A 21,220-nucleotide genomic window follows, 5' to 3' on the forward strand; every position below is an offset into this window, starting at 1 on the left:
GGGGGGGGGGGGGGGGGGGGGGGGGCGGGGGGGGGGGGGGGGGGGGGGGGGGGGGGGGGGGGGGGGGGGGGGGGGCCGGGGGGCGGGGGGGGGCCCCCGGGGGGGGGGCCCCCCCCCCACGCCGGGATCAGCCGAGCTGCTGCTCGATCGCGCGCAGCTTGCGCTCCAGCGAGTCCAGCTTCGGCATGGACAGGGTGTCGTCGTCGGCGGTCAGGTCGACGGTCGAGCCGCGCCGGGTCGGGGCGGAGCCTCCGGTGGAGGAGGAGTACGTCGAGGAGTACGAGGAGGAGCTGCTGCTCGACGACGAGGACGAGGCCGAGGAGTACCCCGAGGAGGAGTCACTGCTCGACGAGGAGTACGCCGAGGAGTAGGAGGAGCTGACCGCGGCCCGCGGGCGGCGGCCGGCCTCCAGGGCGGCCGGTTCGAGCGGGTCGGCGGCGAACCGGTCCGAGGAGGTGTTCGTGGCGGAGGTGGCGGTGTCGTCCCCGGCGGCTAGGGCAGGCTCCGTAGCGCTCGGGCCGTCTCCGGCCGCCGTGAGCGCGGGCACCTGACGCCCGCCGCGGGCCCGGGCGAGCATGCCGCCCTGGCGGGAGATGGCCTTCAGCTCGGCCCGCTCGCGGCGGTCGGCGGTGCGGGCGCGGACCTTGGCGTCCAGCTTCGCCTGGCGCTCCTCGCGCACCTCCTCGACCGCCTCGTCCAGGCTGCGGACGTTCTCCAGCAGCATCAGCGACCAGGCCGCGTAGGTCTCGCGCGGGGCGCGCAGCCAGCGGACGATGCGGATCTGCGGCAGCGGACGCGGGACGAGGCCCTGCTCACGCAGCGCCGCCTTGCGGGTCTGCTTCAGCGCGCGGTCGAACAGGATCGCCGCCGAGATCGACATGCCGGAGAAGAACTGGGGGGCGCCGGCGTGGCCGAAGCCGCGCGGGGCGTGCACCCAGTTGAACCAGGCCGAGGCGATCGCGAACACCCACACCAGCAGGCGGGAGCCGAGCGCGGCGTCACCGTGGCTGGCCTCGCGCACGGCGAGCACCGAGCAGAACATCGCGGCGCCGTCCAGGCCGAACGGGACGAGGTACTCCCAGCCGTTGGACAGGCCGAGGTTCTCCGTGCCGAAGCCCACCAGGCCGTGGAAGGACAGCGCGGCGGCGACACCGGCACAGCAGAACAGCAGGGTGTACGAGGAGATCCCGTAGATCATCTCCTTGCGGCGGCGGCGCTCCTCGCTGCGCTCCCAGGAGTCGGCCGCCTCGTCCTTCTTCGAGCTCTTGAAGCGCAGCGTCGCCATCAGGATGGCGACGAACAGCAGGGCTGCGCCGCCGACGACGGTCCAGACCAACTGTATGGAGGTCAGGTTCATTGCGGGTCGGGCCTCGGGTTTCCGCAGGGGACAGGTTCACAGTGCGACACAGGCGGTCAGGTTCCGCCGCGCGACGACGACCTGACGGTTCGTTCGTCTTCGCACGGAGTGTCGACCGCGCCCGCGCAGGGCGGACGGGACGCCTGTGCGGCTAGACGATATCGCGTCCGAAGGGGCGGCATGTTACGGGAGGGCGGCTTCCTCGGGCCAATCGACCCGCCGGTCGGTGTCGCGGGTGGGCGCGAACGGCCCCGCGGGGGTAGGGGAATGGTGGGTACGGGTATCGGTCGGCCGGGGCGATGCCCGATCATGGACCGGCGGATCGCCGAGCCGGCGGACCACATCGACCGGTGGATCGTCAGATCGCCGGACGGAGGCAGGGGGAGAGGACGGGATGGTCTCGATCTGGGAGTACCTGCGCGGGGACCGGAGCTACACCTTCGACAACCCGGACGGGCAGCACAAGGTCATACTCACCAAGTCGGCGCCGCAGCACGCGATCACCGGCTCCGCCGCCACCACCGGCTACCTCTACGTCAACCTGCACTGGACCATGCGCTCGGGCGCCGTCCGGCCCAGCACCCGGGAGACGTTCAAGCGCCTGCTCAGTCCGCGGATCCTGCGCCCGCTGGAGCCGGACTCGCCGGGTGGGAACGAGCCGCTGAACGTCGACCTCGACCTGGCCTGCATGTACGAACTCACCGACGGCACCCGGGGCGTGGTGCAACCGCTCGGCGGCCTCTTCGGCGACCTGCGGGAGCCGCCGTTCATCAAGCTCAGCGGCGACGACCAGTACGGGGCACCCTCCGGCGAGACGATGTACGTCAACCTGGAGAAGAAGGACAAGTTCAAGCGGCTGCTGATCTTCGTCTACATCTACGACGGCACCCCGGCCTTCGAGCAGACCCACGCGGTGATAACGATCGTGCCGCAGACCGGGCCGCGGATCGAGATCAAGCTCGACGAGCGGGCCCCGGCGGCGCGCTCCTGCGCGGTGGTGCTGATCGAGAACGCGGGGGACAACCAGCTGACGGTGCGCCGCGAGGTGCGGTACGTCAACGGGTTCCAGGCGGACATCGACCGGCTGTACGGCTTCGGGATGCAGTGGCAGCGGGGGTACAAGAACCAGTAGCCGGGCGGCAACCGGGTCCTGCCCGTTCCCGGCGGGGCCGTGCTGTCGCGGCCCCGCCGACCGGGGCGGGTCGGACCGGGCCGCCTAGCGGGGCTGGAACTGCGGGCCCTGCGGCGGGAGGGCGAACTCCTCGGCGGCCGGTGCCGGCGGCTGCGGCGGTACCGGCGGCTGCTGGCCGGTGCCGGGCTGGTGCGGGGGGTAGCCGTAGCCGGTGCCGGGTTGCGGCGGGACGGGTTGCGGTGGGACGGGCTGCTGGTGCTGGGGGTACCCGTAACCGGTGCCCGGCTGGGGGGCCGGCGGTGCGGGCGGGTACGGCTGGGTGGGCTGCGGGTAGCCGTAGCCGGCCGCGGGCTGGTGCGGGGGGTAGCCGTAGCCGGTGCCGGGTTGCGGCGGGACGGGCTGCTGGTGCTGGGGGTACCCGTACCCGGTGCCCGGCTGGGGCGGCGGCGCGGACGGCGCCGGCGGGACGTTCGGCAGCGCGGTGGGCGGGGTGGCCGGCGGAGCCGTGGGCGGCGGCGGGGTCGACGGCGACGGCGGGACGGCGGGCGTCGGGGTGGCCGGGCCGCTCGCGGCCGGTGCGGGTGCGGTCGGTACCGCGGTGGCGGCCGGGGGCTGCGCGGGGGGCTCGGGCCGGCTGGTCGGGACGGCCGGGGACAGGGTGAAGGTGCCCGGCTCGGGCCGGGGCGCCTGGCGCTGCTCGGGCAGCGGGGTGACGCGCGGGTCGACCGCGCCGGACGGGCCGCCGGCGGTGGACGCCTGGGCCTGGGACGGGGTCTGGGACGGGGTCTGGGACGGGGTCTGCGCCTGGGGCTGGGCCGGACTCTGGGCCGGGGTGTGGGCCTGGGCCGACTCGGGGGCGTCGCCCTCCGCCTCGTCCTCCACGGTGATGCCGAAGTCGGTGGCCAGGCCGATCAGCCCGGAGGTGTAGCCCTGGCCGACCGCCCGGAACTTCCAGGTGCCGTTGCGTCGGTAGAGCTCGCCCGCGACCATCGCCGTGACGTTCTCGCCGTCGGCGATCGCGAACTCCGCGATCGGGGGCGCGCCCTCCCCCGTCGCGGCGTCGAACAGCAGCAGCCGCAGGCCGGGGACGGCCCGGAACGGCCCGCCCTCGGAGGAGCCGGCCAGCACCACCCGGTCCACGTCGGCCGGCAGCTTGGCCAGCTCGACCTCGACGGTGTCGATGATCTCGGCGCCGGCGGCGGTGTGCTGCTTGGGCAGGTGGCGGACCAGTCCGGAGGGGTGGCGCGGCTGGTTGTAGAAGACGAAGTCGGCGTCCGAGCGGACCTTGCCGTCGGTGCCGAGCAGCAGCGCGGACGCGTCCACGTCCGGCGCACCGGGCGTGGCGCTCCAGCGCAGCACGGCGCGGACCGCCGCCGCCGGCAGTGCGAGGTTGGCGCCCTTGGCCATCACGTGCGTCATAGCGGACCATCCTGCCTGTTCGCCACCCCTTCGGACAACGTGACCGGGACCGTCGCGGTGGGGGTGGACTTTGCCAAGTCTTGCGCCGGTCGGAGGTTTGCCGTGGCGTCCCCATGACCTCCCCGGCGCCTGCGGCGCGCCCCGGCGGGTCTCCGGGTGGCCGGACGGTGACGGCTCGGGCGGTCGTCCGAGCGGAGGCCGGCGCTCCGGGATGTTCCGGGAGTTCAGTGACCGGGAACCGGGAACGGCCGGAAACCGTCCGTACGATGGGCGTTCGATAGGCCCCCTGGTGGTCCGGCGGAGGGAGTCCGCCGACGGTGCCTCCAGGTGAAACGTCCAGGTAGAACGGCTGGCCGGAGGCCGTCCGCCCCCGAGGAGAGCACCTTGCGCCATTTCGGCCACCTCGCCCACGACGTCCGCGGCCGGCTGTTCCTGGAGCAACCGCGGAGCTTCACCGCCGACAGCGGGCCCGCGGTGCTCGCCACCGCCCTCGGCGGCACCCTCTACAGCCCCGCCACCAGGCCCGCACTGGCCGCGGACATCCGCAAGCAGGCCGCCCGGGGCGTGGTCTCGATGGTGCTGTGCCTGGAGGACGCGATCGCCGACCACGAGGTGGACGCGGGGGAGCGGAACCTGGTCGACCAGCTCACCGACCTGGTCAAGGATTTCACCGACTGCGCACAGGATCATCCACTCCTCTTCATCAGGGTCCGCACCGCCGCCCAGATCCTCGACCTGGCCGAGCGGCTCGGCCCGGCCGTCTCGGTGCTCAGCGGCTTCGTGCTGCCCAAGTTCACCCCCGCGACCGGCGGGGCCTACCTGGCCGCGCTCGCCGCCGCCGAGGCCGCCACCGGACGGCGGCTCTTCGCCATGCCCGTCCTCGAGTCGCCCGAACTCGCCCACCTGGAGACCAGGCGCGCGCAGCTCCACGGCCTCGCCGAACTGCTCGCCCGGCACCGCGAACGGGTGCTCGCCGTCCGGCTCGGGGTCACCGACCTGTGCTCCGCGTACGGGCTGCGCCGCTCCCCGGACCTCACCGCGTACGACGTCGCGCTGGTCTCCTCGGTGATCGGCGACGTCGTCAACGTCCTCGGCCGGGCGGACGGCACCGGGTACACCGTGACCGGCCCGGTCTGGGAGTACTTCCCGGTGCAGGAGCGGATGTTCAAGCCCCAGCTGCGCCGCACCCCGTTCACCGCCACCGGCGGCACGGCCGGCGCCTCCGGGGAGGAGGTCCGCCGCCGGATCATCGAGCACGACCTGGACGGCCTGATCCGCGAGGTCGAACTCGACCGGGCCAACGGCCTGCTGGGCAAGACCTGCATCCACCCCAGCCACGTCCCGGCCGTGCACGCGCTCTCCGTGGTCACGCACGAGGAGTACTGCGACGCCCGGGACATCCTCCGCCAGGAGCAGGACGGCGGCGGGGTGCTGCGCTCGGCGTACACCAACAAGATGAACGAGTCCCGCCCCCACCGCGCCTGGGCGGAGCGGGTGCTGCTGCGCGCGGAGGTGTTCGGCGTGGCGCGGGAGGACGTGAGCTTCGCGGAGCTGCTGTCCGCCTGCCTGTGCGGCTGAGCGCGGGGCGCGCGGCGAGCGCCGGGGCCGCGCGACGAGAACCGAGCACGTGATTCGACAAGCACCAGCACCAACGGACCAGCACCACCGAAGGCGGAGCCAGCAGTGACGACAGCAGAGCAGACGTGGACCGGGCGCTGGGTCGCCGAGCGGGCCGGGGTGGCGCTCACCGGATCGGAGCGCCTCCCCGAACTCGTCGGCCTCGCCCTGCGGTCCGGCAACCCCCGGCGCGCGCACCTGCTGGTCTCCAGCGTGCTCGGCAAGCACGTCCCCCAGCGGCCCGCCGTGGTGCACGGCGCCGGGCTCGAACTCGGCCGGCGGGTCAGGGAACTGCTCGGCGCCGAGGCGGCCGCCCGGGCCGTCGTCCTCGGCTACGCGGAGACCGCCACCGGCCTCGGCCACAGCGTCGCCGACGGCCTCGACGCGCCCTGCCTGCACTCCACCCGGCGGCCCGTCCCCGGGATCACCCCGCTCGGCGGCTTCGAGGAGGAGCACTCGCACGTCACCGGACACCTGCTGCTTCCCGCCGATCCCGGACTCCTCGCCGGCGGAGGCCCGTTGGTCCTGGTGGACGACGAGTTCTCGACCGGCCGGACGATCGTCAACACCATCCGCGCACTGCACACCCGCTACCCGCGCGACCACTACGTGCTGGTCACCCTCGTCGACCTGCGCTCGGCCGACGACCGGGCCCTGCTCGCCGGGACCGCCGCCGAACTCGGCGCCAAGCTGGACGTGGTGGCCACCGCCAGCGGCGCCGTCGAGCTGCCTTGCGACATCGTCCGGCGGGCCGAGCGACTGATCGCCTCCGCGTCCCCGGCCGGGCGGCCCCCGGCGGCGACCCCCGCCCCGCTGGTCCGGGTCGAGCTGGACTGGCCCACCGGGCTCCCGGATGGCGGGCGGCACGGCTTCACCGTCCGCGACCGCGCCCGGCTCGACGCCGCACTGCCCGCACTGGCCGGGCAGTTGGCCGAGGCCCTGCCCGACTCGGCGGAACGCGTGCTGGTGCTCGGCTGCGAGGAGCTGATGTACGCCCCGCTGCGGCTGGCCGACGCGCTCGCCGAGCGGCTCGGCGGCGACCGCGTCCGGTACTCCACCACCACCCGCTCGCCCGTCCTCGCCGTGGACGACCCCGGCTACGCCATCCGTACCCGGCTGGCCTTCCCGGCCCACGACGACCCGCAGGACGACGGCTCCAGGGAGCGCTACGCGTACAACGTCGCGCCGGGCGCCGACCCGTCCCGGCGCTTCGACGCCGTGGTGCTGGTGGTGGACGACGTCGCCGACACCCCGGCCCTGTACCGGGGGGAGCGCGCGCTGCTGGGGCAGTTGCGGCAGGTCACCGACCGGGTGGTGCTCGCGGTGGTGCCCTCGCACCGGCCGGCGGCTTCGGTTCCGTCCGCGGATCCGGCTGCGGCTTCGGGTCCGTCCGCGGTTTCGGCTGCGGCTTCGGTTCCGTCCGCGGTTTCGGCTGCGGCTTCGGGTTCGGTTCCGTCCGCGGTTTCGCCTTCGTCGCCGTTGCCGGTGCCGTTGCCGGCGCCGTTGTACGGGCCCGCGTTCTCCTCGTACCGCGCCGAGGAGGTGGCCTGGCTGCTCAAGGACCTCTCCGACGTCCCCCTCGAGGTCCCCACCGAGGAGCGCGAGGAGGCCGTCCAGAACGGCGGCGCGCACTACGCCGAGTCCCTGCCGGTCGAGTACCAGCCCAGCCCCGAGTACCAGGAGCTGTTCCACCAGGCGCTGCGCGGCTCCGCCGGCCGGATCGCGCTCGCCGTCGGCACCGTCGCCGAGACGCTGCTGCGCGAACGCGGACCGGGCCTGGTGCTCGCCTCGCTGGCCCGGGCCGGGACGCCGGTCGGCATCCTGATCCGCCGCTGGCTCGCCTTCGCCCACGACCTCACCGTCCCGCACTACGCGGTGTCGATCGTCCGCGGCCGGGGCATCGACCCGGTCGCCCTGCGCTACCTGGCGGCCCACCACCGGGCGGCGGACGTGGTGTTCGTCGACGGCTGGACCGGCAAGGGCGCGATCACCCGGGAACTCGCCGACGCGCTGGCCGGCACCGGCTTCGACCCGGACCTCGCGGTGCTCGCCGACCCGGGCCGCTGCGTGCGGACGTACGGCACCCGGGACGACTTCCTGATCCCGTCCGCCTGCCTCAACTCCACGGTCTCCGGCCTGGTTTCGCGCACCGTCCTGCGTGCCGGGCTGATCGGGCCGGCGGACTTCCACGGGGCCAAGTACTACGCCGAGCTGGCCGGCGGCGACGTGTCGGCGGCCTTCCTGGACACCGTGGCGTCCTGCTTCGCCGCGGTCCGCGCGGCCGCCGCCGAGGAAGCCGACCGGCTGGCCGCCGACCCGCACCGCGCACCCGACTGGGCCGGCTGGGCCGCCGTGGAGCGGATCAGCGGGGACTACGGGATCGGCAACGTCAACCTGGTGAAGCCCGGCGTCGGCGAGACCACCCGGGTGCTGCTGCGCCGCGTCCCCTGGCGGGTGCTCGCCCGGCGCGGCGCCGGCGCCGACCTCGACCACGTGCGACTGCTCGCGGCCCAACGCGGCGTCGCCGTCGAGGAGGTGGACGGACTGCCGTACACCTGCGTCGGCCTGATCCACCCCCGCTACAGTCGGGGTGCGACCGGGGCGAGCGGCCGGGCCGTCACGGGGAGGGAGTCCTGATGGGTGGCGTGGCCGACGTACTGGTCGCCAGCGACCTCGACCGTACGCTCATCTACTCCGACCGGGCACTGGCCCTGAACGGCCTCGACCGGCTCGCGCCGCGGCTGCTCTGCGTCGAGGTCCTGGACGGGCGGCCGCTCTCCTTCCTGACCGAACGGGCGGCCTCGCTGCTCGTCGAACTCGCCCGCACGGCCGCCTTCGTCCCCGCCACCACCAGGACCGTCGAACAGTACCGGCGCGTCAACCTGCCCGGCCCGGTGCCGGGTTACGCGATCTGCGCGAACGGTGGGCACCTGCTGGTGGACGGCGAACCGGACCAGGACTGGCGCCGCGAGATCACCGCCCGGATCGCGGCCGGCTCGGCGCCGCTGGACGACGTGGTCCGGCAGCTCGCGCTGTCCGCCGACCCGGAGTGGACGCGCAAACGGCGGGTCGCCGACGGGCTGTTCGCCTACCTGGTGGTCGACCGGGACGGGCTGCCGGACGGCTGGCTCGCCGAACTGGCCGGCTGGTGCGCCGAACGCGGCTGGCGGGTCTCGCTCCAGGGACGGAAGGTGTACGCGGTGCCGGAGCCGCTGCGCAAGAGCGCCGCGCTCGCCGAAGCCGTCCGGCGCAGCGGCGCGAGCACCGTGCTCGCCGCCGGGGACTCGCTGCTCGACACCGACCTGCTGCTCGCCGCGCACGCCGCCTGGCGGCCGGGCCACGGCGAACTCGCCGACAGCGGGTGGACGGCCCCCGGCGTCACCGCCCTGACCGAGGTGGGCGTGACGGCGGGGGAGGAGATCGTCCGTCGGTTCCTGGCGGCCGCCTCGGTGACCGCGGCGGCCGCCCTCCCGGGCTGACCGACCGCAGCGGCGCCGGATGCGTTGCGGTGCGCTACTAGCCGCAGCTACCGCCGGTAGCCGCAGCAGCCGCTGCTAGCCGCAGCAACCGCCGCCGCAGCAGCCGCCCCCGGAACCCTGCTGCGGCGCGCGGCCGGCCGCCCCGGAGGCTCCGGCGGCTCCGGCGGCTCCCGTCACGGCGACGGTGGTCAGCAGCTTCACGGTGTCCTCGTGGCCCTCCGGGCAGACGGCGGGGTCGTTGGCCTGCGCCATCGGACGGCGGAGCTCGAAGGTGGCGCCGCAGGAGCGGCAGCGGAAGTCGTAGCGTGGCATACCGGCAGGGTACCGAGGACCGCACGGCCGGCGGCACCGGTGGAGGGGATGCTCCCGCTACCGGTGGCCGAGATCGCCGCGGATCATGCCGATCACCTGCGCTGCCGTGTCCCGTACCGCCGCCAGCTCGGTCAGGAAGTGCCAGTAGTCGGGGTGCCGACCGGCCGCCTGCAGGGTCGCCACCGCCTGGTCCAACCGGGCCACCGCCTGGTCCAGCGGGGCGGCGTGCCGCGGGTCCGGCGCGCTGCGGCCAGCCATCGCCAGGCGCTGCGCGTCCCGGAGGGCGAAGCGGGCCCGCTCGATCTCCCGGTTGGGGTCGTGCTGCACCTCGTTCAGCTGCCGCAGCCGATCGTTCACGGCGAGCACCGAGCCGTCCGCGGTCTCCAGCAGCGCGCGCACCGTACCGATCGCGGCCGTGGCGTCCGCCCAGCGCTGCTCGTCCCGGGCCCGCGCGGCCTCGGCGAGCTTCTGCCCGGCGGCGCGACCCGTCTCGGCGACCTGCTCGGGCACCCGCTGGAGGTCCTGCCAGCAGGCCGTGCTGAACCGGCGGCGCAGCTCGCTCAGCGCCGGCTCCACCGTCTCGGCCTTGGTCTCCAGCGCCTGGAGGCGGGTCCGCAGGCTGGACACCCGCCGGTCGAGCTCTCGGGCCCGCTCCGGCAACTGCGCGGCGTCGGCGCTCACCGCCTCGGCGCGCCGACGCACGTCGTCGGCGCGGCGCAGCGTGGCCGCCACGCCGTGCCGCGCCGGACCCTCGTTCAACCGCCCGAGCTCCGGCGCGAGCTCGGCCAGCCGGGCCGCCAGGTCGTCCGCCCGCAGCCCGGCGCCCCGCACCTCGTCCAGGACGGTGGTGGCCTGCAGCAGCGCGCGCTTGGCCTGCTCGACGGCCGGGGTGACGCGCATCAACTGCTGCTCGGCGTGCTGGAGGGTCGGCTGCAGACGTCGCAGGAAGTCGTTCAGCTCGGCGCGGGCGGCGCCCAGCTGGCCCTTCACGTCCTCCAACTGGCGCCGGGCCCGGGCGGCGGAACCGGCGTCCAGGGCCTCGCTGTCGAGGTCCTGGGCGTCCAGGGCGGCCAGGTAGTTCACGGTGACCTGCTCCACCCGGCCGGAGATCGCCGGCAGCTCGGCCAGCGCCCGCTGCGCCGACCCGTCCTCCTCGGCGGCGCGCACGGTCTCCACCGCGAGCTTCACCTCGCGCTGCGTCTCCTCCAGCTCGTAGAACGCCTCCTGCGCCGCGGCCCGGGCCTCCTTGGCCTCCGCCCGCACCCCCTCACCGCCACGCCGGCCCCACCAGCCGCCGCTGCCGGCCGACGCCACCGCGACCGCCCCCAACGCGCCCGCCAGCACCACCGGCACCACCAGCGCGTCCCCGACGGCCCCCGCCACCCCACGCCGCCCCCGCCGCCCGCTCCCGCCGGCCACCGCCACTGCGCGCTCCCTGCTCCGACCTACCGCCGTACCCGCTGATCCGCGCCCATTCTCCCCGATCCACCCGCCCCACGGGCACCCCGGGCCTCCACCTCCCCCCGGCCGCCACCTCTCCGCCCTCCCCCACCCCCCTCCCCACGCCGCGCCCCGGCCCACTGCGCTCACCACCCCCCGGGACCAGGTACCCTAGGCACTCGTCGTGCGCCCGGTCGGGCCACGGCAGGGGGCGCGTAGCTCAGTGGTAGAGCGCTGCTCTTACAAAGCAGATGTCGGCGGTTCGAAACCGTCCGCGCCCACGTCGTGAACAGCTGAAATGCGCACTGCGGCCCAGGTCAGGAGCATGATCCCGACCCGGGCCGCAGTCGTAGCGGCAGTCTCAGCACAGTCTTGGACAGTCTCACTACAGTCTCGGCACGCGGGTTCTCCTCCTAAATTTCCCCCAAACGATCATGAGGAACCTGCAGGTCAGATCGCTTGCCCACACACGGAAAGCGCCCCCAGTCGCCGAAGCGACGTGGGGGCGCTTTCATGCGCCGGGGTGTAGGGGGGTCAGGACCTGCCCCGGCGTTGTTTGCTACTCGCTCCCCGCCATGCGGCGGGTCCCGAGCGGCGGTGAGGTCAGTAGGATTCGAACGACCTCACGGTTTCCTCCTCGTAGCGCCCGTCTCCATCGGGCACTCCGTGGAGGTGTTCAGGGGCCCGGTCGGTCGGAGAGCAGCCGCCGACCGGGCCTAACGAGCTGCGTCAGCCGCCCCAGGAGGAGTCGTTGACGGTCATGGCCGACGCCACCACGGTCGGGGTGGGACCTGGGTCCGGCGCGACGACGCCGCCCCAGCTCGAGTCCGCGACGGGCGGTCGCGTGCTATCCGGCGCGGCAGCGCCAACCAGTGCCGCCCCGGCGACCAGTGCGGTGCCGGCCACGATGGCCGCGGTGAAGCGGGCGATCCGCGTGCGAGGCATGGGACACCCCTTTCAGCGTTGGGGAAGGTGTGCGCGTTGATGTCTCGCGCACGCACTAGTGTTCGCGTGGGGTAGTTGCGACTTCAAGCGCTCAAGGGGTCGCGGCGGCTAGACTTCCCATACTGGAAGGTCGGCGCGGGGGTGAAAGTGGACACTTCGGACTCAGGGGACAGTCAAAACCTTCTCAGTTGTGAAGCGAAGCGGCTCTACCGCAAGTTGCTCGAGGGGTCCGGGACTGCTCCGCAGCCCGGCAACCCGCTTGACGAACTCCTCGCCATGCGGCTGGCGGCACCGGACCCGAACCGGCCCGGCTACTACACCGCCCTCAACGCGGCCAGTGCGGCATTGCACTGGCAGACCCACCTTCAGAACCTCGGCAGTCGGTACCTGTCCCAAGCCGCCTCCGTCGCCAACGAGATGAGCGATCTAGTCGGCGCCTATCAGATGGCACAGCCGTCCACGAGCGGATCCATCGAGTACCTGGCCGGCCTCGACGTCATCCAAGACCGTCTCACACCGCTCCTTGCGGCGTGCGAGACCGAGTTGTTCACCGCTCAGCCCAATGGACCGCGGCCGGCCGCCCAACTGGCCCTCAGCTACCAGCGCGACCTCGAGGTGCTAGGCCGCGGCGTGAAGATGCGGACCATCTATCACTACAGCGCCCGAGGTGATGGGCCCACCGCCCGGTGGGCAGAGACAGTCACGGTGCACGGCGCTCAGGTCCGTACCGTGGTGGACCGGTTCCCCCGCACAGTCATCATCGACCGCAAGACGGCGGTCACCGCAGTCCTGACTCCGTGGGAGGGGCAGGGGCCGCCCCCGGACGAGCGCGCGCTCTTCATCTACGACGCCGCCGTAGTGAAGTGCCTGGCGACGATGATGGACCTGCTCTGGGGCGGTGCCATGCCGTGGGACGGCCGCCCCTTCGTCGAGATCACGCCGACACAGAAAGCCATCCTTGAGGGGCTGGTGCGAGGTGAAGGCCTGGAGGTCATCGGCCGCTCGCTCGGCGTCAGCCGGCGCACGATTTCAACGCACCTCGATCCCCTGAGGGAGGCCGTGGGGGTCGACTCCCTTCCTCAGCTGACGTACTGGTACGGCAGGCATGAAGCGCACTACCAGGGGGTCAGCCCAGCTGGCGGATAAGGGCAACGTGCTGCTGCTGGTCCGCCACGAAGGTAAGCCGGTACTCGCCATCCGCCAGCAGGAAATCGCGTACCCGGCCCTCGTCTCCAAGGAACCAGAGGTATGCGTCTCGCTGAGCCGGATCGAGGGCCATGGTGGCGAGTAGCTCGACCAACGCTGCGATCGCGCTCGCCAAGTCGGCGTGCCGTGATTCACGGTCGTCGAGGACGAGGGCATAGGCGGTGCTCAGGGCGTGCTCCCGGTTCGGTCCCCCCGGCTGCATGTACCAATCATAAGCGAACGAATATTCGCTCGAATTGTCCCTGGCTGGGGGCAGACTTTGGATCATGGAATGGTGAGCGTCGGAGGGTGCTCCCCCCTCCTCCGCCAGACCAGGCGTACCTCGACCAGCAGCGACGCATGACCGGCCAGCGGATTCGTCGGGCGCGACGCCTTCAACGCCTGACGCAGGAGGGCTTGGCGGAGCGGTCCGGGCTGCACCGCAAGACGATCTCGAAGATCGAACTGGGCGAGGCGATGCTCACCCACGACCACCTCGCCCAGGTCGCACACGGCCTTGGCCTACCCATATGGCGGCTGTTCTGGGACGAGTGAGGCCGGCCGTGCCGCCGCACGGCCGGCCATGCGCCGCCGCTACTCGGTCGGCGGCGGGTTCGGCGGCGGCGGATTGGACGGCCCGGCCGGCGGCGCCTTCGGGCCACCGATCCCTCCGGAGCCTCCCGACGCGGGATTCTGCCCGTCGTCCATGCTGTCCTCCTCGATCTCCTCGACCACCGGGATCTGATCCGGTGGGGGCATGGGCGGATGGAACTTCTGCCGGGTCGGAGCCGGAACTCCTCGACGTCGGCCGGGCCAGCGGCCCTGGCGGTCGTAGGGGACAACGCCGCTCATGACGTCCTCTCGTCGCGCCTGCGGGACGCACCATCGTGGCACCGCGGCCCGCGCCGCACCGGGTTCAGGAGCAATCGTCACCCTGCGGGTCGACAGGCCCCGGGCACCCCACGTGCTCGGTGATCCAGTCCGTCAGGGACGTTCGGATGTCGTCGAAGCGCCCCCGCCCGTACTGGCCGCAGTCGCGGCAGTAGCCGGCTGCCTGCCCGGGGCTGGGATCGAGCGACGGAGTCTCACCGACGACGCTCACTCGTCACTCTGATCGGCCGGCGTGGTCCCGTACACGGCAGCCTCAAGCTCGGCGACCTCGTGAGCTGCGTCAGTGCGGCGCCCGCGCATGCGCTCGATGTACTCGTCGACGCCGGCGAGGGCGGCACGCCATTCAGGGCCGTCGGGGTTGAAATGAGCCGTCACCGGTGGGCCTCCAGGCTCGCCGCGTACCGCGGGCACGCCGAGCACACCACGACCGCGTAGACCAGCCCCTCGTCCTCAACGTGGCCGGCGTCCTGCAGGCCGGTGGTGCGGCCGCAGGCGACGCACGCGCGGCCGTTGCGCTGAGCGCAGGTGAGCCGGGCGGCCGGGCGCGGGGCGACTACCCGCACGCTGTCGCCCAGGGCGCCGGACGCGGCGTCGTGCAGGTGGTGGCGTCGTGCGAGTTCCTGGGGTGTCCGGTTCAGCGACCGGGTGGTGGCGGCCATCGTTCTCTCCTCGGTGTAGGTGTCCCGATACTGAGAGTGTCGGCCGCACACAGGGGCCGAACTATCACTCTTCGGTGATAGTTCGGCCCCTGTGTGTGATCGTCAGATGCCGACCCAATGCGCCAGGTTGGAGAGGGTGCCCGGCGTGGAGCGGTGCGCTGAGACCAGCCCGGCGACGGTCTCTCGCACCATCGGGTGATAGCGCGTCTGCTGCGGGGCGATCTCCCGCGCCCTCTGGAGCGTCGCCAGCGCCGCGTCCGGGCGCGCGGTCCACAGCTGGGCGCGGGCCACCTCGGCCAGGTGCGCGGACACCCGGGACGCTGGCCAGTCGGCGGGGATGGCGACTCCGCGCGCGGCCTGAAGCGCCTCGGCGTACTGGCACTGCTCGGCGAGCGTCGCGACCTGATGCACGGCCACGTTGGTGGGGCCGAAGCTGAGCCAGTGCACCCGGGTGGCCTCGCCGGTCGCCTCGGCGAGCCGGGCCGCCTCGGCGATGTGGCCGGCGGCGGAGTCTCCGTCCCCGCTGCGGGCCGCGAGGACGGCCGCGCCGAGGTGGAGCTGCCCGGTGGCGACGTCCCGGATTTCGTCCGGCGCGCCCTGCCCGAGGGTCTTCATGCCGACGCTGACGAGGCGTTGGCCCATGCGGTACTGCCCGGCCCGCAGGTAGACCAGGGAGCGCAGGTACTGGCGCACGCCGGCGAGCACGGGGTCGGAGGCGCGCTCGGCGGCCCACGCCATGCGGTCCAGGGCGACCACGCACAGGTCGGCGAAGCCGAGCTTCGCGGTCACGTCGTAGGCCGTGCGGTAGGTGCTCGCCAGGACCCGCCAGGCCTCGTCCGTCTGGACCGTGTGCGCGACGGTGGTCGCCTCCGTCATGAGCGCCGGCAGGGCGCGGGCGGCATCCTTGAGTCGGGTGTCCCGGACCAGGGCGCACAGCTGGTCCGCCTCGGCGGCCAGGGCGGCGACACCGCGCGGTGCGACCTCGGGGTCGGCGCCGAGGTCGTACAGGTCGAGTGCCTCGCGGATCGGTTGAATCAGGCCGTCCAGCTCGTCCTGCTGCAGCTCGGTGAGGTAGGGCTGGCCTGTCAGGTCGACGGTCTGGACGGACAGCGCCCGGGCGATCGCGGCGAGGACTCCCGGAGAGGCGGGCTTCACGCCCTGCTCGATCTTGGTGAGCATGCTGTACGAGACGCCGGCCGTCTCGGCCAGGGCTCTCTGGGTGAGATGACGCAGCTTCCGGTACCGGGCGATGCGGTCCCCGGTGTGCTCGGTGGCGTTGAGGGGCATACTGGGCTCCGTTCGTGGGTCAGCACTGCGGACGATACCCGCTGTAGGTGGCGGGCAGCCGTCGGCGGCGGAGTCCAGTGCTCCGCCGCCGTTCGCGTGGTAGCGACCTCGTCCCAACGACGAAGCGCCCCCGCCCGGATGTCCGGGCGGGGGCGTGGTGTTCAGGGGTGAACCAGGGCGTAGGCAGCGGCGGCCGCACCGACGACGCCGACGATCGCGCCGATGGTCGGCAGCGGCCACCGGGAGGCTTCCAGGCGGCGGATCCGGGACTCGTGGTCGGCGATCGTCTCGCGGTGCTCGCGCTGGTCGCCGAGGATGGCGTCGAGTTTGGCCTCCATCCTGATCTGGCCGTCGGCGATCCGCCTCACCTCCGCGTGCGTCTGGGCCGGGCTGATGTACACCCCGGCGTCCGGGGCTGGGCTCGTCACTCGAGACTCCCGGCCGGCGGAACGGGCGGCACCGGAGGCGCGGTCGGGTCCGGCAGCAGGGCGGGCGGGGCCATCCGCAGCCAGGACGGCAGCCAGGCGTTGACCTGGGGCAGCGCCATGACGCGGGTGATGGCGGCGGCGACGGCGAGGACGGTGCCGAGTCCGGGCAGCGTGTCCGGCAGGCCCGCGGTGTGGACGAGGAGGGGCAGGCCGGCGGCGAGCGCGAGGACGACCGCGAGGATGGTGCGGATGGTGCGGCGGGCGGAGTCGGACATCAGGCCCCCTTCGGGGTGGTGTTGACGGTCAGGGTGATGCCGCTGGTGAACCTCGCCGCGGTGGCGTCCGGGATGGCGTCGATCTTCTCGGCGAGCGAGGCGACGCCGGCGGCGCCGAGCTTGTAGTCGAGGACCGCCGCGGTACTCGACTGGCTGCACTGGTGGTACCAGTTGGTCAGCCAGGTCAGGTTGTCGTCCGCTCCGGACGGGGCCTGGCCGGCGAGCCCCTGGGCGAGCAGAAGCACGACTCGGCGGGCTACGCGCTCGACGTCGGTGTCGGTCAGGGGCATGTCGTCCTCCTGGGGGGTCGGCGCCGGGGTCGGCGCGGTGAAGTCGGGCCAAGAGCCCGGGTCCTGGTGGTCGTTCTCGGGGACGTGGGCGTGCGCGTACCAGCCGCCGCGCGTCTCCCAAGTCGTCTCGTCGCGATGGGAGGTGAAGTCGACCGGGCGGCCCATCGGCCACACGTCCGGCACACCCCACGAGGAGATCCAGGCGTGCAGTCGGTCCCAGCCCGCGCACGGCGTGTCCACCAGCCTCGGGTACACCCGACCCTGGTAACGGCAGTACGGGAAGAACACCGCCTCGATCTGGATCACCACCCGCCCGGCCCGGTTGGTGCGGGTCCCGCCCGGCGCGTCGACGACGCTCTTGGAGCGGCTGTCGGCCGGGAACAGCTGGGCCACGCGACCGCTGAACGGGTCCCAGATGATGTGCGGGGCCGCGCCGGCGCCGCTGCCGGTGAAGTAGGTGACCAGGCTGTCGAAGCTGACCCAGTCCTGGGGTGCGGCGGCGGTGGCGTTGCGGTCCCAGGTGATGTGGGCGATGGCCTTAGGCGGGTACTGCTGGTCGGTCGGCGCGTGGTCGCCGAGGTCATGCACCTCAGCACCAGGCATCCACAGGTCGGGCATGTGTCCCTCCTCGAGGGCGGGCTGGGTCAGGTGAGGGGGACGTCGGCCGCGGCCGAGCTGACGCCGAAGCTGGCGTAGTGGCGGAGGGCGACGGTGTAGCCGGCCGCGGCGAGTGGGCGGGCGATGTCCGTGGCGGTGCGGATGCCGCCGGTGTACTGGCCGGTTCGGTAGGGCCAGCCGGGGACGTCGTCCTCGCTGGTGATGGCGTAGACGATGTACTCGCCGGGGTCGACGGCGATCCGGGCGACCGCGAGGAGCCACAGCTCGCCGTAGACGGCGGGCTGGCCGGACTGGGGCGGGGCGAGCTGCCCGCACCGGCCGGCGAGGTACTCGGCGGCGGCGAGCTGGTCGAGGCGGCTGACGAGATCGCCCGGGGTGAGGGCGACGAGCGTGGCGACTGTGCGCACGGGGCTCCTACATGAGGTTGCGGATGAGCTGGGTCTGGGCGTGGACGGTGCCGGAGCCGGAGGTGCGCTGGGCGTCGACCGTGATCCGGTAGACGGTGCCGACAACGACGTTGGAGGGCAGGGCGCCGGTGTAGTCGAAGGGCGTCCCGGCGGCCACGACGGGCCCCCATTGGGCACCGTTGACAGTGACGCGGATGTTGCCGGCGCCCCCGCCGGACGTGGCGGTGTTGAGGACCAGGCGGAGCTGGGTGGACCAGCGGACGTTGCTGCACGACGCGATGGTTGTCCAGCTGGTGAGGGTGGTCTGCGGCCAGCGGGTCGGGTCGGTGTCAAGCGGCGGCAGCACGGCGTCGGCGGCGGACAGGTCCGGCAGTGCGGCGCGGAGTTCGCGCAGTTGCCGTTCCAGGTCCGCGATGCGGGCGCCGAGCGCGGCCGGGCCGCCGGGCAGCTGATCCTGGCGGGTCGTCACTCGTCCTCCAGCAGGATCGGGGAGACGCGGTCCGCGCGGGGGTCGAGCGTCCAGGCGTAGGCCCGGGCGGTGGTGGAGATCCCGGCGGGGTGGCGGGGCGAGGAGTCGACGGTGATGGAGACGGTGTCGCCCAGGTCCCAGGCGGAGCCGAGCCGGGGGGCGGCGGAGGCTACGGCGGTCACGGTCCAGGCCCGGGTGCCGGTGCCCATCAGGGCGAGCGCCTCGGTGGCGTGCCGGTCGAGCTGTGCGGTGTCGGTGATGCCCTGGGCCGGGGTCCAGCGGTGCTCCCACAGCCCCCAGCCGGAAGCGATCAGCGCGTCGGCAGTGTGCACGGTCGAGGACGAGCGGACGTTGCCGGTTTGGTCGCCCCGGGCGGTCACCCGGGTGGCGCCCTTGCCGCGCTCATACGACTCGGTCAGCGAGTATGAGGAGATGCAGCCCGGCATGTCGAACGCGGCGTCGCCCGAGGTGGATCCGAGGGTCGGTCGGATCCGCAGGTAGAGCTGGAACTTCGTCTGGGCGGCGTCGCCCCACACGGTGTCGATCGTCCACTCGGGGCCGCCAGCCATGGCCGCGATCTCCTGCAGCGCGGACAGGACGGTGCGGTCGTCCGAGTCGGCCATCGTGTAGGTGATGGTCGTCCCGCTGGCGGTGGTGTCGAGGGCGAGCGGCGGCCCGCTGGTGAGCGCGGGCGTGGCGAGCGCCGACATGACCGTCGACGCGTCGGCGGTGGCGGTGTAGTCGCCCGGGTAGCGGCGGTCCAGGTAGGCCTCGGGAGTGGCGACCTGGAGGGTGGCGGTCGGGCCGGAGCCGCCCTCGCGCCGCAGGACCAGCCCGGACCACAGCGGCTGCCCGGTGAGGGTGTCAACGGCGACCAGCATGGACCGGCCCGGGTCGGTGGCGGCCTCCCACTCCGGGGGCGCGCCGGCGAGCGCAAGGGACAAGCTGCCACTGGTGGGCGTCCCGATGCGCATGCTGAGCGGCTGGTCCGGTCGCAGGGCGGGCAGTTCCTCGGAGATGCCGCCGGTCCGCAGGTCGCAGCCGTACCAGGCGAGTTCGACCGCGGCCATCAGGCGGCCTCGTATTCGACGGCCCAGATGATCTGTGCGCCGGTGACCATGGTCGTCGGGGTGCTGGCGCCGACGTTGTCGAACGAGGTACTGCTGAACGACGACTTGGCGATCAAGGTCGCCTTGCCGCCGTCGCTGGGGTTGCAGCTGATCAGGCCAACGTAGTTGTTGCCGCCCGAGATGTAGTTGAGGGTCCCGGTGCGGGTGAAGGCGACGCTGGCGGGCGTGGTGGGCTGCAGCGTCGGCATGCTGATGAACCACAGCCCGGAGCCGCCGTTGGTGGTAGAGCCGATGGTCATCTGGCCCTGCCACACCACGGAGTTGCCGAGCCGGTACCAGCGGCTGTAGATGGTGCCGTTGCCGATGCTGGCGCCGCCGCCGAGGCTGGTGAACGTCGGCGTGTAGGAGCTCCAGTCGCCCTGCGCGACCCACGCGGTGCCGTTCCAGTACTCGGGCATGGCGCGGACGGTGTTGTAGCGGGCCTGGCCGGTGTAGGTGCCGGCGGCCGCGATGTCGGCGGTGCTGGAGACGGGCAGGATGCCGCCCGGGGCGACGGTGACCTGGCGGACGGCCGTGGACACGGTGGCTGAGCCGGTGCCGCCGCTGCCGGTCGGGGGCACGGTGATGGTGGCCAGCGGCACGTAGATCTCGGTGGCACCCGGTGTCGGTGCGGCCGGGGCCGCCCCGGGGGTGCCGGTCAGCAGCACTGGGTCCGCCTTCCGCAGGCTCGAGCTGTCGACGGCGGTGTCCCACACGCGCAGGTAGACGAGATCGATACGGGTGTAGGTGCCGTCGGCGGCGGCGAGGGTACCCGCGGTGGACGCCGGGATCTGCGCGCGGTAAACGCCCTGACCGGATCGGTACAGGACCGCCGTGCCGGTCGAGACGTTGACCGTTGTGCCGGAGAGGGTGACGGTGAGGCCGGCGTCGCCGGGCCGCACGCCGGGGCGCGAGCCCATCGCCGTGCCGTCGGCCATGACCAGCGCGGAGTCCATCTTGCGGAGCTCGGTCTCGTCGTAGCTGAGGGTGGGAAGCCAGAGCGGATCGGTGGGCATGTCGGCTCCTCACATCCAGGCCGAGCGCGCGGTGCCGGTCAGCAGCGCAGACGACGAGTAGTTGGGGCAGGACCAGCTGAAGCTCAGCGAGGACTGCGGGGGGATCTCCGGCCAGGTGCCGGACAGGTACCGGCGCCTGCTGGTCTGGCCGTTGAGGCGCACGGTGCGGGCCTGCGCGTCGATGACGAGGGTGTCGCCGGCGAGCAGGCTGTCGCTGTACGTCTGCTGGGTCGTGGCGCCCGACGGCTGAGACGCGACGACCGTGAACCCGCCGACGCACGGCCCGGTGACGGTCAGCGTCGGCCTGGTGCCGATGCTGCCCTGGTTGGCGAGCGTGAACGTCCCGGATGCGGTGGTCGCGGTGATCGTCAGGGGCAGCACGATCGGCAGACTGAAGCCGCCAGTCGTCTGCGGCAGCCCGGTTGACCGGGACTGGAGCGTCGTGCTGTACCGGCGCGGGTCGGGGGCGGTGAGCATCACCGAGTAGCGGGCGACCCGGTCGGTGTCGTACTCCAGCAGCACCTCGCCGCTCCGCCGGACCGTGGCCTGCTTGGGGATGGTCTCGGCGATGGTCAGAGTGGTGTCCGTGATGGCGGCCGCCGCGAGCAGTTGCTCTGCGGCCGCGTCCAGGGCGGCGAGGGACGGGGCGATGATGGTGCCAGCCAGGGTGATGGTCCGGGCCCCCAGGTAGGTGGGCCCGGCCCATGCACCGTGGTCGGCCTCGCGGTCGGAGTACTGCGTGCGGATCGCAGGCCCGGACCAGCCCTTGAGGCCGTCGGGGGCGATGGTCCAGGCGACCCCGGCGCCGTCGACCGCGCCCAGCTGCAGCGTGCCGAGCGTGATCTGACGGCCGCCGAGGATCTGCCCCGGCGTGTAGCCGGCCAC

The 21,220-nt window shown here is 73.3% G+C and carries 24 protein-coding genes and 1 tRNA gene; 7 read left to right on the forward strand and 18 right to left on the reverse strand.

All coding sequences use genetic code 11. From position 1 onward, the window contains the following. Positions 1-127 precede the first annotated feature (127 nt). Entirely contained in the window at positions 128-1,357 is a 1,230-nt protein-coding gene (locus ACGF07_RS25320) for a DUF2637 domain-containing protein (protein WP_392902236.1), read from the reverse strand. Between the two features lie 394 nt (positions 1,358-1,751). Between ACGF07_RS25320 and ACGF07_RS25325 the strand changes: the two genes are divergently transcribed. Continuing rightward, a complete protein-coding gene (locus tag ACGF07_RS25325; protein ID WP_350742896.1) occupies positions 1,752-2,489 on the forward strand; it encodes a Tellurium resistance in 738 nt (245 codons plus the stop codon). 84 nt (positions 2,490-2,573) lie between these two features. Here ACGF07_RS25325 and ACGF07_RS25330 read toward each other — a convergent pair whose 3' ends face one another. Further along, a complete protein-coding gene (locus ACGF07_RS25330) occupies positions 2,574-3,908 on the reverse strand; it encodes a TerD family protein (RefSeq protein ID WP_392902238.1) in 1,335 nt (444 codons plus the stop codon). 384 nt (positions 3,909-4,292) lie between these two features. Between ACGF07_RS25330 and ACGF07_RS25335 the strand changes: the two genes are divergently transcribed. The 3 genes from ACGF07_RS25335 (at position 4,293) to ACGF07_RS25345 (ending at position 9,004) form a co-directional block, all read left to right on the forward strand. Beyond that, complete coding sequence (locus tag ACGF07_RS25335) at positions 4,293-5,486, forward strand: HpcH/HpaI aldolase/citrate lyase family protein (protein ID WP_392902240.1); 1,194 nt, start codon at positions 4,293-4,295, stop codon at positions 5,484-5,486. 105 nt (positions 5,487-5,591) lie between these two features. Next, the gene (locus ACGF07_RS25340; protein ID WP_392902242.1) at positions 5,592-8,162 is read left to right on the forward strand and encodes a phosphoribosyltransferase; all 2,571 of its coding nucleotides are present in this window, start codon (positions 5,592-5,594) and stop codon (positions 8,160-8,162) included. Then, the gene (locus ACGF07_RS25345; protein ID WP_392902244.1) at positions 8,162-9,004 is read left to right on the forward strand and encodes an HAD family hydrolase; all 843 of its coding nucleotides are present in this window, start codon (positions 8,162-8,164) and stop codon (positions 9,002-9,004) included. The genes ACGF07_RS25340 and ACGF07_RS25345 overlap by 1 nt, the downstream gene beginning before the upstream one ends. A 75-nt stretch (positions 9,005-9,079) precedes the next feature. Here ACGF07_RS25345 and ACGF07_RS25350 read toward each other — a convergent pair whose 3' ends face one another. Together ACGF07_RS25350 and ACGF07_RS25355 are read right to left on the reverse strand one after the other, a co-directional pair. Continuing rightward, positions 9,080-9,316, reverse strand: coding sequence for a zinc ribbon domain-containing protein (locus ACGF07_RS25350; protein ID WP_392902246.1), 237 nt, complete (start codon positions 9,314-9,316; stop codon positions 9,080-9,082). Between the two features lie 57 nt (positions 9,317-9,373). Then, the gene (locus tag ACGF07_RS25355) at positions 9,374-10,699 is read right to left on the reverse strand and encodes a hypothetical protein (RefSeq protein WP_392902248.1); all 1,326 of its coding nucleotides are present in this window, start codon (positions 10,697-10,699) and stop codon (positions 9,374-9,376) included. Positions 10,700-10,965: 266 nt separating this feature from the next. Between ACGF07_RS25355 and ACGF07_RS25360 the strand changes: the two genes are divergently transcribed. Then, positions 10,966-11,037 (forward strand) — tRNA-Val (locus tag ACGF07_RS25360). A 448-nt stretch (positions 11,038-11,485) separates the two neighbouring features. Here ACGF07_RS25360 and ACGF07_RS25365 read toward each other — a convergent pair. Then, a complete protein-coding gene (locus tag ACGF07_RS25365; RefSeq protein WP_392902250.1) occupies positions 11,486-11,701 on the reverse strand; it encodes a hypothetical protein in 216 nt (71 codons plus the stop codon). A gap of 141 nt (positions 11,702-11,842) precedes the next feature. Between ACGF07_RS25365 and ACGF07_RS25370 the strand changes: the two genes are divergently transcribed. Then, on the forward strand, positions 11,843-12,847 hold the full coding sequence (locus ACGF07_RS25370) for a LuxR C-terminal-related transcriptional regulator (RefSeq protein WP_392902252.1): 1,005 nt from the start codon (positions 11,843-11,845) through the stop codon (positions 12,845-12,847). Here ACGF07_RS25370 and ACGF07_RS25375 read toward each other — a convergent pair. Continuing rightward, on the reverse strand, positions 12,828-13,175 hold the full coding sequence (locus ACGF07_RS25375) for a hypothetical protein (RefSeq protein ID WP_392902254.1): 348 nt from the start codon (positions 13,173-13,175) through the stop codon (positions 12,828-12,830). The two genes, ACGF07_RS25370 and ACGF07_RS25375, sit on opposite strands and share 20 nt — an antisense overlap. 71 nt (positions 13,176-13,246) lie before the next feature. Between ACGF07_RS25375 and ACGF07_RS25380 the strand changes: the two genes are divergently transcribed. Beyond that, a complete protein-coding gene (locus ACGF07_RS25380) occupies positions 13,247-13,441 on the forward strand; it encodes a helix-turn-helix transcriptional regulator (RefSeq protein ID WP_392902256.1) in 195 nt (64 codons plus the stop codon). Positions 13,442-13,480: 39 nt separating this feature from the next. On the opposite strand, the gene ACGF07_RS25385 is transcribed toward ACGF07_RS25380, so the two are convergent. From ACGF07_RS25385 to ACGF07_RS25440, 12 genes are all read right to left on the reverse strand, one after another. Further along, entirely contained in the window at positions 13,481-13,645 is a 165-nt protein-coding gene (locus ACGF07_RS25385) for a hypothetical protein (protein ID WP_392902258.1), read from the reverse strand. A 339-nt stretch (positions 13,646-13,984) separates the two neighbouring features. Continuing rightward, on the reverse strand, positions 13,985-14,152 hold the full coding sequence (locus ACGF07_RS25390) for a hypothetical protein (protein ID WP_392902260.1): 168 nt from the start codon (positions 14,150-14,152) through the stop codon (positions 13,985-13,987). Next, entirely contained in the window at positions 14,149-14,436 is a 288-nt protein-coding gene (locus tag ACGF07_RS25395) for a hypothetical protein (RefSeq protein WP_392902261.1), read from the reverse strand. Before ACGF07_RS25395 ends, ACGF07_RS25390 begins: the two co-directional genes overlap by 4 nt. 102 nt (positions 14,437-14,538) lie before the next feature. Next, complete coding sequence (locus ACGF07_RS25400) at positions 14,539-15,723, reverse strand: helix-turn-helix domain-containing protein (protein ID WP_392902262.1); 1,185 nt, start codon at positions 15,721-15,723, stop codon at positions 14,539-14,541. A gap of 161 nt (positions 15,724-15,884) precedes the next feature. Beyond that, a complete protein-coding gene (locus ACGF07_RS25405) occupies positions 15,885-16,151 on the reverse strand; it encodes a hypothetical protein (RefSeq protein WP_392902263.1) in 267 nt (88 codons plus the stop codon). Continuing rightward, positions 16,148-16,426 carry a hypothetical protein gene (locus tag ACGF07_RS25410; protein ID WP_392902265.1) on the reverse strand — a complete coding sequence of 93 codons (279 nt, stop codon included), beginning with the start codon at positions 16,424-16,426 and terminating at the stop codon, positions 16,148-16,150. The genes ACGF07_RS25405 and ACGF07_RS25410 overlap by 4 nt, the downstream gene beginning before the upstream one ends. Continuing rightward, positions 16,426-17,334 (reverse strand): hypothetical protein, encoded by a 909-nt coding sequence (locus tag ACGF07_RS25415; RefSeq protein WP_392902267.1) that lies wholly within the window; start codon positions 17,332-17,334, stop codon positions 16,426-16,428. The genes ACGF07_RS25410 and ACGF07_RS25415 overlap by 1 nt, the downstream gene beginning before the upstream one ends. Positions 17,335-17,360: 26 nt before the next feature. Beyond that, entirely contained in the window at positions 17,361-17,741 is a 381-nt protein-coding gene (locus ACGF07_RS25420) for a hypothetical protein (RefSeq protein ID WP_392902269.1), read from the reverse strand. A gap of 7 nt (positions 17,742-17,748) precedes the next feature. Continuing rightward, on the reverse strand, positions 17,749-18,210 hold the full coding sequence (locus ACGF07_RS25425) for a hypothetical protein (protein WP_392902271.1): 462 nt from the start codon (positions 18,208-18,210) through the stop codon (positions 17,749-17,751). Then, the gene (locus ACGF07_RS25430; RefSeq protein ID WP_392902273.1) at positions 18,207-19,280 is read right to left on the reverse strand and encodes a hypothetical protein; all 1,074 of its coding nucleotides are present in this window, start codon (positions 19,278-19,280) and stop codon (positions 18,207-18,209) included. The genes ACGF07_RS25425 and ACGF07_RS25430 overlap by 4 nt, the downstream gene beginning before the upstream one ends. Then, positions 19,280-20,335, reverse strand: a complete 1,056-nt coding sequence (locus ACGF07_RS25435) for a hypothetical protein (RefSeq protein WP_392902275.1) — start codon at positions 20,333-20,335, stop codon at positions 19,280-19,282. Before ACGF07_RS25435 ends, ACGF07_RS25430 begins: the two co-directional genes overlap by 1 nt. Before the next feature lie 9 nt (positions 20,336-20,344). After that, complete coding sequence (locus ACGF07_RS25440; RefSeq protein WP_392902277.1) at positions 20,345-21,220, reverse strand: hypothetical protein; 876 nt, start codon at positions 21,218-21,220, stop codon at positions 20,345-20,347.

It is taken from the genome of Kitasatospora sp. NPDC048194 (genome assembly GCF_043202455.1).
Taxonomy (GTDB): domain Bacteria; phylum Actinomycetota; class Actinomycetes; order Streptomycetales; family Streptomycetaceae; genus Kitasatospora.